This is a genomic window from Variimorphobacter sp. HTMS_6 (genome assembly GCF_059717775.1).
Window position 1 is genome coordinate 2,041,290 of the sequence record NZ_AP046094.1, and the last position, 13,794, is coordinate 2,055,083.

Annotated in this window: 15 protein-coding genes; 1 reads left to right on the forward strand and 14 read right to left on the reverse strand. The window is 38.5% G+C overall.

Annotated features, from left to right (window positions below; all coding sequences use genetic code 11):
• Positions 1-59: 59 nt before the first annotated feature.
• A complete protein-coding gene (locus tag AC6IWN_RS09220) occupies positions 60-992 on the reverse strand; it encodes a helix-turn-helix transcriptional regulator (protein ID WP_497992086.1) in 933 nt (310 codons plus the stop codon).
• A 119-nt stretch (positions 993-1,111) separates the two neighbouring features.
• Here AC6IWN_RS09220 and AC6IWN_RS09225 point away from each other — a divergent pair, with 119 nt between their 5' ends.
• Positions 1,112-1,603: a cysteine hydrolase family protein gene (locus tag AC6IWN_RS09225; RefSeq protein WP_497992087.1), complete on the forward strand. Its 492-nt coding sequence runs from the start codon at positions 1,112-1,114 to the stop codon at positions 1,601-1,603.
• 137 nt (positions 1,604-1,740) lie between these two features.
• Here the strand turns inward: AC6IWN_RS09225 and AC6IWN_RS09230 are convergent, their stop codons facing one another.
• The 13 genes from AC6IWN_RS09230 to AC6IWN_RS09290 all read right to left on the reverse strand — a co-directional run bounded on the left by AC6IWN_RS09230 (position 1,741) and on the right by AC6IWN_RS09290 (position 13,593).
• Positions 1,741-2,439, reverse strand: coding sequence for a YjjG family noncanonical pyrimidine nucleotidase (locus tag AC6IWN_RS09230; protein WP_497992088.1), 699 nt, complete (start codon positions 2,437-2,439; stop codon positions 1,741-1,743).
• A gap of 146 nt (positions 2,440-2,585) precedes the next feature.
• Complete coding sequence (gene hypE / locus AC6IWN_RS09235) at positions 2,586-3,563, reverse strand: hydrogenase expression/formation protein HypE (RefSeq protein WP_497992089.1); 978 nt, start codon at positions 3,561-3,563, stop codon at positions 2,586-2,588.
• Positions 3,564-3,580: 17 nt separating this feature from the next.
• The gene (gene hypD / locus AC6IWN_RS09240; protein WP_497992090.1) at positions 3,581-4,624 is read right to left on the reverse strand and encodes a hydrogenase formation protein HypD; all 1,044 of its coding nucleotides are present in this window, start codon (positions 4,622-4,624) and stop codon (positions 3,581-3,583) included.
• The gene (locus AC6IWN_RS09245; RefSeq protein WP_497992091.1) at positions 4,596-4,838 is read right to left on the reverse strand and encodes a HypC/HybG/HupF family hydrogenase formation chaperone; all 243 of its coding nucleotides are present in this window, start codon (positions 4,836-4,838) and stop codon (positions 4,596-4,598) included. The genes hypD and AC6IWN_RS09245 overlap by 29 nt, the downstream gene beginning before the upstream one ends.
• A gap of 122 nt (positions 4,839-4,960) precedes the next feature.
• Positions 4,961-7,495: a carbamoyltransferase HypF gene (gene hypF, locus AC6IWN_RS09250; RefSeq protein ID WP_497992092.1), complete on the reverse strand. Its 2,535-nt coding sequence runs from the start codon at positions 7,493-7,495 to the stop codon at positions 4,961-4,963.
• Positions 7,471-8,121 (reverse strand): hydrogenase nickel incorporation protein HypB, encoded by a 651-nt coding sequence (hypB, locus tag AC6IWN_RS09255; RefSeq protein WP_497992093.1) that lies wholly within the window; start codon positions 8,119-8,121, stop codon positions 7,471-7,473. Before hypB ends, hypF begins: the two co-directional genes overlap by 25 nt.
• Before the next feature lie 12 nt (positions 8,122-8,133).
• Positions 8,134-8,472 carry a hydrogenase maturation nickel metallochaperone HypA/HybF gene (locus AC6IWN_RS09260; protein ID WP_497992094.1) on the reverse strand — a complete coding sequence of 113 codons (339 nt, stop codon included), beginning with the start codon at positions 8,470-8,472 and terminating at the stop codon, positions 8,134-8,136.
• Positions 8,442-8,804, reverse strand: coding sequence for a 4Fe-4S dicluster domain-containing protein (locus AC6IWN_RS09265; protein WP_497992095.1), 363 nt, complete (start codon positions 8,802-8,804; stop codon positions 8,442-8,444). Before AC6IWN_RS09265 ends, AC6IWN_RS09260 begins: the two co-directional genes overlap by 31 nt.
• 51 nt (positions 8,805-8,855) lie before the next feature.
• The gene (locus AC6IWN_RS09270) at positions 8,856-9,935 is read right to left on the reverse strand and encodes a hydrogenase large subunit (RefSeq protein WP_497992096.1); all 1,080 of its coding nucleotides are present in this window, start codon (positions 9,933-9,935) and stop codon (positions 8,856-8,858) included.
• Entirely contained in the window at positions 9,935-10,282 is a 348-nt protein-coding gene (locus tag AC6IWN_RS09275) for an NADH-quinone oxidoreductase subunit C (RefSeq protein ID WP_497992097.1), read from the reverse strand. The genes AC6IWN_RS09270 and AC6IWN_RS09275 overlap by 1 nt, the downstream gene beginning before the upstream one ends.
• Before the next feature lie 22 nt (positions 10,283-10,304).
• Positions 10,305-10,742 carry an NADH-quinone oxidoreductase subunit B family protein gene (locus AC6IWN_RS09280; protein WP_497992098.1) on the reverse strand — a complete coding sequence of 146 codons (438 nt, stop codon included), beginning with the start codon at positions 10,740-10,742 and terminating at the stop codon, positions 10,305-10,307.
• 75 nt (positions 10,743-10,817) lie between these two features.
• Positions 10,818-11,684, reverse strand: a complete 867-nt coding sequence (locus tag AC6IWN_RS09285) for a respiratory chain complex I subunit 1 family protein (RefSeq protein WP_497992099.1) — start codon at positions 11,682-11,684, stop codon at positions 10,818-10,820.
• A gap of 1 nt (position 11,685) precedes the next feature.
• Positions 11,686-13,593 (reverse strand): NADH-quinone oxidoreductase subunit 5 family protein, encoded by a 1,908-nt coding sequence (locus AC6IWN_RS09290; protein WP_497992100.1) that lies wholly within the window; start codon positions 13,591-13,593, stop codon positions 11,686-11,688.
• Positions 13,594-13,794: the final 201 nt, after the last annotated feature.

Genomic DNA, 13,794 nt, shown 5'->3' on the forward strand with positions numbered 1-13,794 from the left:
TGAGCCAGGGTTTCGGCCGCGATGTGCAGGGGCACGTCTTTTTCGTCTTACTCCATTTATTAACTTTCGTATATGGTTGCTACATCATGTATTCTACGCTTCATTTCTGTGCGGATATGTAACGGCTCTAAACACTCGCATTTATCCCCAAAACTAAAAAGAATATTGTAATAGTATTCGTTCTCTATGAAAGGAAAATTAACAATGTAATGCTCATCACCGTCTAGCGAAAAGTGTTCATAAGTGCAATAATCAAGTACCCTGTCCATGACAGATTTATGAATACGGATTTTGATTTTTGTTTGCATAGTTGCCAGAATATCAGTAAAATCTAACTGCGGTTTTTGATAATCTCGTGGCGTAAAAAATTCCTCTTGTATTTGTAGGTTTGATGTGCGGGATAGTTTGAACAAGCGAAAATCATTTCTTTTATGGCAATACCCTTGCAGGTACCAATGACTACTTTTTAATACAAGCTGATACGGCTCGGCTGTTCGTGCGGTTTTATTTCCGTAGCGGTCAGCATATTCAAACGAAAGTAACTTGCTTTCCTGTAAAGCTGTTTTGATAATTTCTAAATATGGTTGTATGTTCCTGTTGCCCATCCACGGACTTAAATCTATATATATTTGATTTGCTTTTAATTCAATGTCTTTCGCTCTGTCGGCGGGGATAAAACTCTTGACTTTCGCAAGGGCGTTTACCAGTTCATCACCTCGTATCATGCCCGAAAGACTGGAAAGCCCCATCAAGATAGCGGAAAGATCCCCAGTCGAAAAAACCTTTCTATCAATCTTGTATTTCTGCATGATTTCAAAGCCGCCGCCCACTCCCGATGCCCCGCGAACAGGAATACCCGCCATGTTGATCGTGTCTATGTCGCGGTAGATTGTACGGGGTGAAACTTCAAACATATCTGCTAACTCCTGTGCACCTATACGTTCTTTATCAAGGAGTATCATAATAATGCTGACAAGCCTGTCAACTTTCATCTCATAGCCTCCTTCTAAAATTTCTTTTAATCATTATAGATTGTTGCCATACTATTGTCAACAATTATAAGGTATACTAAAAAAGTAACAAATCAATGTACCAATTAGGAGGAAGCGCTATGCAGAAAAAAGCCTTAGTAATAATCGATATTCAAAACGATATAACAAAGAATTACAAGGATGTTATTGACAACATCAACAAAGCGATTGACCTGGCAGTCAATATGAATATTCATGTTATTTATATAAGGCATGAAAACTTATCAGCCGGCACGAGGACTTTTAAACCCAATACACATGGGTCTGAATTAGCTTCAGACTTGAAAATAGTATCAAAAAATGTTTTTACAAAATACAAAGGAAACGCATTAAGCTGTGAAGAATTTACAGACTTTATTAGTAAAAATGAAATATGTGATTTCTACATAGCAGGTGCAGATGCTGTTGCTTGTGTTAAATCAACCTGTTACAACTTACGCAAAGCAAATTATGGCGTTGAAGTTCTCTCAGATTGCGTTACCAGTTATGATAAAAGGAAAATTGACGAAATGCTATGTTATTACGAAAGTAAAGGTAGTAAAATTATTTGTTTGAATGACCTATTAATTTAAACTCTTTCCGTATTAACCGCATAGCGCGGCTGGCGTATACGGAGACCTTTCATTTAAAGAGAAAAAAAAAAAAAAAAACGATTATACGCAATGCAACCAGCGCGAAAATCGTTTTTTTCCAATACATTTTAACATAATTAGCTCATTTTTACATCTAGTAACTCGTATAGTTCCTTCAAACATCTGATTTCATGATGAACTGTCACAGAGGATAACTTATCTAATCCATTTGGATTAAACCAGCAGGTAGCGATTCCCGCATTATTTCCTCCTTGGATATCAGAAGATAATGAATCACCAATAATAATTGTATGTTCTGCATCAAAGTCCTCGATTCGATCAAAACAGTAATCAAAATATTCTTTCATCGGCTTCTGGTAACCCGTTTCTTCCGATACAAATATTTTTTTAAAGTAACGGTCTAGTCCCGAATCTTTTAATCTTCTTAATTGGGTTTCGGTCACACCATTGGTCACAACATACATCACATAATGAGGATGTAGAGCTTTTATAACCTCCTCCGCATGCTCGATAAAGAAATGCTGCATTCCAAGAAGATCCTGATAGTCATCTTCAAAGGCAATTCCGTCATCTTCTATCCCTATCTGCTGAAACAACAGCCCAAAGCGGGAATAGATCACTGTTTTACGATCCATCTCTCCAAGCTCATACTTCTTCCATAAATCCTTATTAATCTTTTCATAAATCTGAAAAATCTCATCATTTAATGGATATCCGTATTTTCGAAATGCTGCATTTAATGCCTCTTTTTCGCAGGCATCAAAATCAAATAAAGTATTATCCGCATCAAATAAAAGAATTTTATATTCTCCCATGTCAATCTCCAATCTGTTTTCTTTCGTGATACTATTATATCAAAAAAGATAATGTTTACAACCTTGATTAGTCCCATCACCATGAGATGATTTAAAATACTGGGTAATATCTTTCTATCTGTTATGCCAATTAGCATGTTTAAAGCCTAACAGATTCTTGGTAATCCCTCTCCATATAATACATCGATGCTCCGAAGTCCCTGGAGCCTGGTTTTCATTCTCACACCCTTGCCCTCTAGTACCGTACCGATTATCGCAGCATTTTTACCATATCGATTTTTTCGAATAATCTCGAGCGCCTTCTCTGCCTGTGCAGAAGGAATTACTACAATCATTTTCCCTTCATTCGCCATATAAAGAGGATCCAGACCTAATATATCGCAAAATCCCTTTACTTCATCACTTACGGGCAAGCTTTCTTCCCATATCTCAACCGCACAATCGGAGTGTTCTGCTGCTTCATTTAATACAGTTGCCAGACCGCCGCGGGTAACATCCCTCATGCAACGAATATTAATCTTCTCTTTTATCAAACTTTTTACAATGGAAGACAGAGGTGCACAATCGCTTTTAATTGCATTATCAATTCCCATACGCGAAGACAAAATTGCAGCGTGATGTTCCCCGAGATTACCGGATAAGATAACCGCATCCCCTACCTTACAATTTGATATACTAACTCCACTCTTTACAACTTCTCCCACTCCGGAGGTATTGATATAAATTCCTCCCTTGCCTTCAATAACCTTCGTATCCCCTGCCACAATTTTAACCCCGGCTTCCTTCGCTGCCTGTGACATGGATTTTACGATCTTTTCTATTGTATCAAGTTCAGCTCCTTCTTCAATAATAAAGCCGGCTGTCAGATATTTGGGTACCGCTCCCATCATTGACAAATCATTTACTGTACCGCATACCGCAAGCTTACCGATATCCCCTCCCTGAAAAAAGAGCGGTGTCACCACAAAAGAATCAGTGGTATAGGCAATTTTCCCTTTTACGTTCAAAACCGCTGCATCCTCTAGCTTATTTAATGTTTTATTATCAAAATACTTCAAAAAGATATCACTAACCAAATTACTGGTCTGTTTACCACCGCTGCCGTAAGACATATCTATCTTCATATTAGTCACCACGCCTTTCAAATGTTCTTGTACCAGATTCCACAGGCACCTTCTGATGATACCATGCAGGGTCCCACCGCACTCATTGGGGTACATACTTTTTTAAAAAGCCCACAATCTATCGGTTGAATGCGACCAAGTATTACATCGGTACATCTACAACCATTCGGTTGCTTCTCTTCTTTAAATTCGTACTCACTTCCGGCATCATAAGCCTTATACTCATTGCGCAATCTCAGTGCTGAACCTTCAATCACACCGATCCCTCTCCAGCTATCATCCACACTTTCAAAATAATGCTCAACTAGATCCATCGCCTTCGTATTTCCTTCTGTTGTCACTACACTCTGATATCGGTTCGTCACCAACGATTGCCCAGTTTTAATCTGAGTTATGATGTCATACACCGCTGCCAGAATATGCTCGCCTTCAAAACCTGCTATGACAAATGGTTTATGATATCGTGTCGCAAGACTTTCATACGCCTTACTTCCAATTATCGCACTAACATGTCCGGGACTTAAAAATGCATCAATTCCCTGCTCATTCTCACAGATAAAGGTTAATGCAGGTATAATGGTTTTTAGCGAGGTCAGGAGTTTTAAATTTTTTATGTTCTTAGTGAGGATTTCCTCCATCATTAAAGCGTAAATCGGAGTAGTTGTCTCAAAGCCGATTGCCGCAAATACATATTGTATATCGGGTCTATCCTGCGCCTTCGTAATCGCTCCAAGCGGTGAATATAATATCTCCACCTTTGCACCAATTGCTTTTGCCTCCGTCAAGGAGTACTCCCTTCCTTTTACCTTCATCATATCTCCAAAGGTAAGTACGCAGTGATTCTCAAGTCGCGATAATTCCACAAGCCGATCAATATAGGATGTTGAGGTTACACAAACAGGACACCCAGGCCCCGATATCAGCTGTATCTTCGGCGACAACAAACTGCGAATCCCATTCTTGAAGATACTCCCCGTATGAGTCCCACACACCTCCATGATTTTCACCGGTTTTCCATCATAATTCTTTAATTCATCTTTCACTTCCAATAGAGTCTTCATCTGCATCCTCCTGAAGTTCTGAAAATATCTCTAGAATCTCCTCAGCCATATCCTGTTTCATCACTTCGATTACAACACCAGCATGCACCAGCACATAATCACCAATCTCAGCACTGACCAACCTGATATTCACCTGAGTAATATTATTCATGATATTAACCTTGGCTATATCCCCATTTATTTCAATTATCTTACCGGGTACTGCCACACACATAAGCACCAACCTTTCCCTATACAAGCGTCGTGTCAAATTCTTTTACGCATCCTTTTACAAATTCATTTATGAGATATAAGCACATCACTTTACATTGCTCTATTTATTACTTGGATTGCAGCCTAAATATTACTTATAGTTAATCGCCCTGGCAACTGCTCCAATAATTCCGTAGTTGTTTTATTGCCCTCCAGATATTCTTTACCAAGATATACCTGACCTAGGCTAATTGCACCATCATTGGGTGGTACCGCCATATTGGTATACACACAAAAGCCTTTCTCTCGTAATAGCAGCAACGTTCTCTCCGTTATTACAGAATTTTGAAATACTCCACCACTGATAGCAACAGTATTACATTTATGCTTTTCTCTTAATATCTCACAGATAGCACTGATACTTTCCGCTAATGCATAGTGAAAGCCCAATGCCAACGCACCAGTTGAACAATCTGTCCTTAGAGAGCAAAGGTCTGATAAGAGCGAAGAAGGATCTAATTCCAATATCCCCTCACTCTTCGTAATTGCTAATTCAAGTTTAATTGGCTTAATCAAATTTCTCTTTGCCAAAACTGCTTCTTTCTCAAGTAATGCAGCACATTCTCCTTCGTAGCTGTTTTCCTGCGCAATTCCAAGAATGGATGATACCGCATCAAAAAATCGCCCCATACTGGAGGATAGGATTGTATTAATCTTTAGGTCAAGAAGTGACTGTATTAAATCCTTCCTCTCATCTCTCACAAATTCACCAAGGTTATAATTCATCAGGAAGCAGGAAGCTGTTTTTTTCGCATCCTTCATCGACTGATCTCCGCCGATCATCGGGGTATATTTTAAATGTGCTTCTCTGGTGAAATGATTCCCCTCGCATACCAGGAATTCACCACCCCATATATTGCCGTCTGTTCCAAAGCCGGTTCCGTCAAATGCAATCCCAATCACTTTTTCATGTAAATCATGCTCTGCCATGACAGAAGCAATATGCGCATGGTGGTGTTGAATAGAGATAACCGGAAGTCCAAGCTCTTTTGCGAAACGAACAGAATAATAATTCGGATGCATATCACATACCACCAATTGAGGGTTGATTTTTAATAAGGATATCAAATCCTCATACGCCTTTTGATACTCTTTCATAACATTCAGTTCTTCCAAATCACCCAAATATTGCGATACCACTGCGTTACCGTTCTTATATAAACAAAATGCTGCCTTCAGATCTCCTCCAGCCCCAAAGATAGCATGCTTTGCTTCATCGCTCTTTGGTGGTAAAAATACAGGATAGGGTACAAATCCGCGACTTCTTCTTATCAACTGCGGTTTTCCATCAATTATCTTCGCCACCGAATCATCCACGGTTCGCACGATTTTTCTGGTATTGTACAACACTCCGTTGAGATATGGAGATTTCAAGGAGCACATCTTATCATCATCCTTAATAATCGGCTGGTTTGACAGGTTTGCACTTGTCATAATTAACGCTCCACATTCCCGTGTTAATAGTATCTGCAGTGGTGTATACGGTAAAAAAGCACCGCAGTAGATACTTCCCTTATTTGTAGACGGAGCCATCGTATCTTCGTGCATATATAGCAGAACAATTGGGCGGGCATTGGTTCGTAATAATGCTTTTTCTTCCTCAGATACAATACAGAAATCCTCCAGCCCGGAGATGTCCGGAAACATCACCGCGAAGGGCTTCTCTTCCCTTCCCTTTAGCTTTCGAAGATTCTTCACTGTTAGTTCGTTATACGGCGAGCATACAAAGTGATAACCTCCAATTCCCTTTACCGCAACGATCCCGCCATCTTTTATAATAGAAATCGCTCTAGATAGAGCTTCTTCATTGTCATATTGATGCCCGATCCATTCTTTATCCTGCATATCATATTTCCATCGAACATCACCTAAGGAATACATATCATTCTTGCTCTGTTCAGATGAATTAATTTTAATTGTTTTTTGAATACACGTGGAATTATTTATTGATTCTTGGTTGACTTCTTGGTAAATCAGATATGGTCCACAATCATTACAGGATATTGTCTGTGCATGAAATCGTCTTGTATCAGGGGAGATGTATTCACTCTCACAAGATGGACACATCCTAAAGTCCACCATTGTAGTTGTGTCCCTATCATAAGGCACCCGTTCCATAATCGTATATCTTGGCCCACAGGACATACAACTTATAAACGGGTTCCCATAACGACGATTCGATGGATCATTAAGCTCCTCCATACAGACCCTGCAAACCGGTAGGTCCGGTGGTAGAATTGCTACTTCGTCACTGGTCCCGCTTATTATAATAACAAATTCCTCTGTCTGCTTCTCCAGTTTTACCTTAATCTCATCAATTCCAACCTTTTCAATACCAATCTCTTCTATTTCAATCTCTTCTATTTCAATCTCTTCTATCTCAATTTTCACAATCTCAACGCCTATGCTTTGCAGGTTCTTCAGCTCTTTTATAAATCCATTCAGATTCTCTTCTTTTGACTGAACCATAATATCAACATAACCGCCTACATTGCGAACATGTCCTTTCACATTCCACTTTTTCGCAATATGATAAACAAGGGGCCGAAATCCAACCCCTTGTACAATTCCATACACTTTTATTTTTTTTGTAATTATTTTATTTTTTCCATTATCCATGATACAATCTGTTCGAAGCCCTCTCCTGTTTTTCCGGAAACTTTTATTACGGGTGCAGTCTTATTTAACGCCCTTACACCTTTCATAAAAAAGTCTTCGTCAAAGTCTATATAAGGTATTAAGTCACATTTATTGATTAAAATCACATCCGCCTTTTCAAATGCTAACGGGTATTTGTAGGGCTTATCACTACCTTCTGTTACAGTAGAAATCAACATTTTTGCATGTTCACCAATCATAAATTCTGCCGGACATACAAGATTTCCAATATTCTCAATAAAGAGAACGCCATCGGTAAGTTTTAGCTCATCTACCGCATTACCAATCAAAGGGGAATCCAGATGACAAGCTCCACCCGTATTGATCTGAATTGCCTTCACTCCAAGTGACTGCAATGTCTTCGTATCAAAGTCCGCTTCGATATCTCCTTCAATTACATAAGGGGTTACCCCTTGAAGACGTTTTATAATATTAATTAGGGATGTTGTCTTACCTGCTCCCGGAGCTCCCATCACATTAATTGCATAAATCCCTTTTTGTGTTAACGAGGAATTAATCTGCGCAGCTACCTCGTCATTTTTATCATAAACGGATTGCATGATTTCAATTTCTTTATTTTCTGACATAGCAAACCTCCTCTATACTTCGATTGACTTAATGTAAAACTCCTGTCCGATGTCAGTTGGCATACCCTCTCCCTTACAGATAGGACACTCAAAGGTAAAGGGTTTTCTGATGAATAGTTCCCCGCAGTTATTACATTTTAACTTAGGTACCACGCGCTCAATATTGAGTTTTGCTTTTTCACATAGACTACCCTCAGCGATAATATCAAAATACAGTTCAATTGAACTTGCCACATAACCGGAATAATCACCAACCACCAGATTGATGACTTTCACCTCGGTTACATCATATTTGTTTGCGTATTCATCAGCTATCTCAATTATTCTTTGGGTAATTGGGTATTCATGCATTTAATATATTCATCCTTTACACTACCGTCAGACGGTGCAGTATACTGATTCCCCATCGAGAGACATTTTTTCGGACACACTTCATTACAATATTGACATTGAATGCATTGAAGCCGTTCTATGCTCCATGAGGATTTACTTTTATCTACAGTGATTGCACCGGTCGGACAACGTTTTTGACATATACCACAGAATATGCAATCATCAATAGAAATATCAACCTTTCCTCTTGTGCGGTCAAATTTTTCTTTTTGCTTCATCGGGTACAATACGGTGTATGGCCCATGAAACAAGTTTTTAAAGAGTGTCTTTGACATGCTTAATATCGACATACTTACCTCCATGCTCCCCCTAATTAAAGGAAGCGCTTTTTCTTTCCCAATTTATCTTTCAGTACAACTAATGCATGGGTCAATTGTCAGTACTAATATCGGAACGTCTGCAAGGGAACACCCTTTTAACGTTTCAAGCAATGCTGGAACATTTGCAAAGGTAGGAGTTCGAACTCTCAGACGATCAAGATATTTCGTTCCATTCGCTTTTGCATAATACACTACCTCCCCGCGCGGTTGTTCTACACGCATAAAATGTTCTCCATTTGGATTACCCGTTACTTTCACCTTAATGTCACCCTCTGGAATTTGAGCAATGCACTGATGAATCAAATCAATAGCCTGAAACATCTCCTTAATTCTGACATTGGTTCTGGCATAGGAATCTCCTGCTTCATCGATAATTGGTTCGAATTTTAACTTACCATACACAGCATATCCGGTCGATCTAAGATCCGAATCCACACCGCTAGCTCTACCCATTGGTCCTACTGCCCCGAGTTCAAACGCCTGTTGCTTCGTTAATACGCCAACTCCTTTGGTACGTAATTTTACTGAGGTATCATTTAAGAATACATTCGTAACTTCCTTTAATTCTTTATTCATACCGGATAATATCTTATCTATCTTTGATAAAGTCTCTGCAGAAATATCCTTTCTTACCCCTCCAATATCGCATACAGAGAAGATGACTCTTCCTCCGGTCGTCTCTTCGAAGATATCAAGCACTTGCTCTCTCATTTTCCAGGACTGCATGAATAAGCTCTCAAAGCCGAATGCATCTGCGAGTAAACCAAGCCATAAAAGATGGCTATGAAGTCTTGACAACTCCGCCCAGATTACTCTTAAATACTCTGCACGTTCCGGAACTTTTACATCCATGATATCTTCAATCGCCATGCAGTATCCCATGCCGTGCATAAAGGAACAGATTCCACATATTCTCTCAGCTACATAGGTATATTGCTGATAATCCTTTTTTTCTACCAGCTTTTCTAATCCTCTATGTATATATCCAATTCTAGGGATTGCTTCTACAACTGTTTCATCCTCAAGTACTAAATCGAGATGAATCGGTTCAGGAAGAACCGGATGCTGTGGTCCAAAAGGAACTACGGTTCTATTACCCATTACTCCTCCTCCTTCTTCCGAAACGGTGTTTTCACCGAAATCTTATATAACGTGTCGTTGAAGTCAAGATTTATCTTTACTATCTTCGCTCCAAACAGCTCATTAATTTCATTCTCATATAAAAATGAATATGGATATTGTTCGCTAATACTGGGTATCTCTGTCTGATTATCCGTATTAATACGAAGGTTAATCAAATCATAATCCTTATCAAAGGAATAGCTGAGTTCTAAATCATCTTTATTCGTACAGGTTATTGCAACCAGACGATATCCAGAGTCTTTTAATTTTGATACTTCCGACAATAATTCATTCGGAGTAACCGGTTGTATTGTTTGGTAACTCATATCGAACCTCCATACTCATATATTAATTCGCAATCTTTTTACGATTTATTTGCTTTGCTTCTAACGCAGCAAGTCCCCTAACCACACCATCAATAATTGCTTCAGGACGAGCGGCACAACCGGGCACATATACATCTACCGGTAAAACCTTATCCACTCCGCCAACCACATTATAACATTCTGCGAATATGCCACCTGAGGTAGCACAGATTCCGACTGCTACAACCACTTTTGGCTCCGCCATCTGCTCATAGAGTTGCTTTACCACAGGTATATTCTGTTCATTCACACTTCCGGTTATCAATAAGATATCCGCATGCTTTGGGTTACCCGTATTGATGATACCAAAACGTTCTACATCATATAAAGGAGTTAAACATGCCAAAACCTCAATGTCACAGCCATTACAGCTAGAACCGTCGTAATGTAATATCCATGGTGATTTTTTTATACTTTTCATAGAAACCTCCATCTATTTAGCACTCGCAAAAGCGCTATTTCGCTTCTGCCGGTTGGCTTAGTTGAACTATAAGTACTAGCGAAATAGTGATAATATAAATAAATTAGCCGTCCCCATTATCGCCGTAACAATCCATGCTGAGTTAAGTGCCTGTTGCCATTTTAACCTAGCCACCGCATTATCAATCAGTATTTCAAGAAAATAAATCACTGCACAAACCAAAACCGCTATCACATGACTAATCGGCGTTGCAGTAGCAAAAAAGACGTATACCAAAGTTAAAGCAATGATTGTTTCATACCAGTGAGTCACTTCTATCACTGCCAGATCCTTACCGGAATATTCTGTTGTAATACCTTTTACAATCTCTTGATGCCCATGATGAGACATACTAAGATCAAAAGGAGATTTTCTTAATTTGAATGCAATGATAAAGATTAAACCGATAAATACTCCGGGTAGATAGATAATTGCCGGTTTATCATTAGCTATGATTTCTTTGACAAAAAAGCTTCTATTTGCATAATACAAACCGATACAGGTCAACAAAACCATTGGTTCATACGCCATAATCTGAAGCAATTCTCTCTCCGATCCAATCGTACTGTAGGGTGAATTAGAGGCATATCCGCCTAATACAAAAAATACTGACCCTAATGTTAATGCAAAGATCGCAAGCAGAATATCTCCGCCGGTTAGCAGGATTATTGTTGTAAATACTGCAAAGATTAATGAAACATAAACAAAAAATCGGTGCATTGAATTCACTTCAATGGATTCCTTGCTGATTAGTTTGAACACATCATAAAACGGCTGTAATACCGGTGGTCCCTGCCTTCCCTGTAATCTCGCCGATATAACACGGTCAACACCGGTTAAAAATCCACCAACCAAAGGTGCGAAAATGATTATTCCTAAAACCAATAATATTGTAATTATCATATTAAATCATCCCCCCTAACAGAAATATCACTCCAATTACCAATGTTATAATCGATAAGATATTACTCCAAAAGGTTAACCTCTTCGTTCCAAAGTAACTCTCCATATACCAATTTCTCAGTTCTACTTTACGAGTTGTTCCGATTGAGCCGTTGAAGGTTTCATTATCACCGGTGTTCTCGCCTGCCATATAGATCGGTGCTTTTCTTCGCTTATCATTTTTATAAATAGGAATAAAGCTCAATGGTAATATAATTAACATACTAAGCATGATTAACATTAATAAAACGTTACTATCCCCAATCGGAGTCAACGCTTCATTACCGAATATGCCTGACAGATATGGAATCAGTACATATTTAGAGATAATTGGAAATCCAAAGCATGACAACACAACCATTATTCCAAGAATAAAAATCGGTATACTTTCATCCAAATGAAACGCTTGTTTCACACGATCTTTCATATTTGCATTTGACACTAGCTTACCCATCCATTTTGTCCAATAGAATAAAGTAGCTGCACTACCATATGCAAGAATTACCACCGTCAAAATATCGTTAGAATCAATAAATGCTTTCATAGCAACCCACTTTGATATCAACATACCAAATGGTGCCAGGAACATTCCTGCGATACCAATTAACATAAATATTGCCAACCTTGTGGACACTCCCATAAGAATATCCATATTCTCTACATCCCTGCTTCCAATCTGATTTTCAGCTGAACCAACCGAAATAAATAATAGAGATTTCGATACAGCATGAAAGATTATCAATAAAATTGCAGCCCATATTGATTCCTGTGAACCAACACTGGCACATATTACTATCAATCCCAGATTAGCCAAGGTAGAATATGCCAAGATTTTTTTAGCATCACTTTGAGAGATTGCCATCAGCGAACACGCCAGGAAAGTGATTCCTCCTACTAGTGTTACTGATTTTCCCACATAAGTGCCTCCAATCAAAGGAGCTAAACGAATCAAGAGATATACGCCTGCTTTTACCATCGTAGCAGAGTGGAGTAAAGCAGAGGTTGGAGTCGGTGCAACCATCGCTCCAAGTAACCAAGAGGAGAACGGTAACTGCGCTGATTTGGTCAAAGCTGCGAATGCTAATAAGAACGCCGGAATAAGCACCATTGTCTCAGGATTCTTACTCACTAATTCAGATAATTCCAATGTATGAAACTGAGTTCCAATCCATACAATTGCAACCGCAAAAGCAAGACCTCCTCCTAAATTTATAACCAAAGCACGAAACGCATTGTTTCTTGCTTCCGTTGTCTGTGTATAACCGATTAAAAGGAAAGAACATAGAGTTGTAAGCTCCCAGCAGAAATACAGCCAGGTCAGATTATTACATAATACTAATCCGAACATTGCAGATAAAAACAAGAAAAGAATTGCAAAAAAGAAACTCTTTCTCTCTTTATATTCCTTATGATGCTTATGATAGTCTTTCATATAACCAACTGCATATAGACAAATAAGGCTACCGACCAGCCCGACAATCAGTACCATAATAATGGCAAGTTTGTCCAGAACAATTGCAGTTTTAACTTCAATTCCTTCTTTTTGAGTAAATTCAAAGAATAAAATCAATACGGTTTGAACGAAAGAAAAAGCTGACACAAGATATTTCTTGCTTTTGATACCAACTGTGATAATAAATATTGCTACCAATACCTCAACAACTGCCAATACAAGATCAATTGTTTCTTCATGCGGATAGGTAAAGGTTATTCCATTATTAAAATGTAGATATGTAACTGTTACGGTTAATGCAGCAGTTCCTACAGCACTGATTCTAACCAACATATTCCTAACTTTGTCATTACGAACCAGGAAAATAATCAACGCTGCTACCAATGGAAATAAAATCAATACAGAGATTTCATTCATAATTTAGTCACCTTGCCCAATTATTTTTATTATTTTGCGTAATTAATCATACAATTAAGACATCTCTATGTAAATGATATACAACCACTATGTGAAAATTATTGATTAATTCACGTCAATTTTATCTCACTATGATGTATATTGTCAATGATTGTTTTTTTATAGACAATTCCACAATTTTACCCAACTTGCCCGGCATAT

Excerpts from the sequence above, each read along its gene's own strand:
- AC6IWN_RS09220 (WP_497992086.1), bottom strand. The coding sequence starts at position 992 with ATGAAAGTTGACAGGCTTGTCAGCATTATTATGATACTCCTTGATAAA.
- AC6IWN_RS09225 (WP_497992087.1), top strand. The coding sequence starts at position 1,112 with ATGCAGAAAAAAGCCTTAGTAATAATCGATATTCAAAACGATATAACA.
- AC6IWN_RS09230 (WP_497992088.1), bottom strand. The coding sequence starts at position 2,439 with ATGGGAGAATATAAAATTCTTTTATTTGATGCGGATAATACTTTATTT.
- hypE (WP_497992089.1), bottom strand. The coding sequence starts at position 3,563 with ATGAAGATAGATATGTCTTACGGCAGCGGTGGTAAACAGACCAGTAAT.
- hypD (WP_497992090.1), bottom strand. The coding sequence starts at position 4,624 with ATGAAGACTCTATTGGAAGTGAAAGATGAATTAAAGAATTATGATGGA.
- AC6IWN_RS09245 (WP_497992091.1), bottom strand. The coding sequence starts at position 4,838 with ATGTGTGTGGCAGTACCCGGTAAGATAATTGAAATAAATGGGGATATA.
- hypF (WP_497992092.1), bottom strand. The coding sequence starts at position 7,495 with ATGGATAATGGAAAAAATAAAATAATTACAAAAAAAATAAAAGTGTAT.
- hypB (WP_497992093.1), bottom strand. The coding sequence starts at position 8,121 with ATGTCAGAAAATAAAGAAATTGAAATCATGCAATCCGTTTATGATAAA.
- AC6IWN_RS09260 (WP_497992094.1), bottom strand. The coding sequence starts at position 8,472 with ATGCATGAATACCCAATTACCCAAAGAATAATTGAGATAGCTGATGAA.
- AC6IWN_RS09265 (WP_497992095.1), bottom strand. The coding sequence starts at position 8,804 with ATGTCGATATTAAGCATGTCAAAGACACTCTTTAAAAACTTGTTTCAT.
- AC6IWN_RS09270 (WP_497992096.1), bottom strand. The coding sequence starts at position 9,935 with ATGGGTAATAGAACCGTAGTTCCTTTTGGACCACAGCATCCGGTTCTT.
- AC6IWN_RS09275 (WP_497992097.1), bottom strand. The coding sequence starts at position 10,282 with ATGAGTTACCAAACAATACAACCGGTTACTCCGAATGAATTATTGTCG.
- AC6IWN_RS09280 (WP_497992098.1), bottom strand. The coding sequence starts at position 10,742 with ATGAAAAGTATAAAAAAATCACCATGGATATTACATTACGACGGTTCT.
- AC6IWN_RS09285 (WP_497992099.1), bottom strand. The coding sequence starts at position 11,684 with ATGATAATTACAATATTATTGGTTTTAGGAATAATCATTTTCGCACCT.
- AC6IWN_RS09290 (WP_497992100.1), bottom strand. The coding sequence starts at position 13,593 with ATGAATGAAATCTCTGTATTGATTTTATTTCCATTGGTAGCAGCGTTG.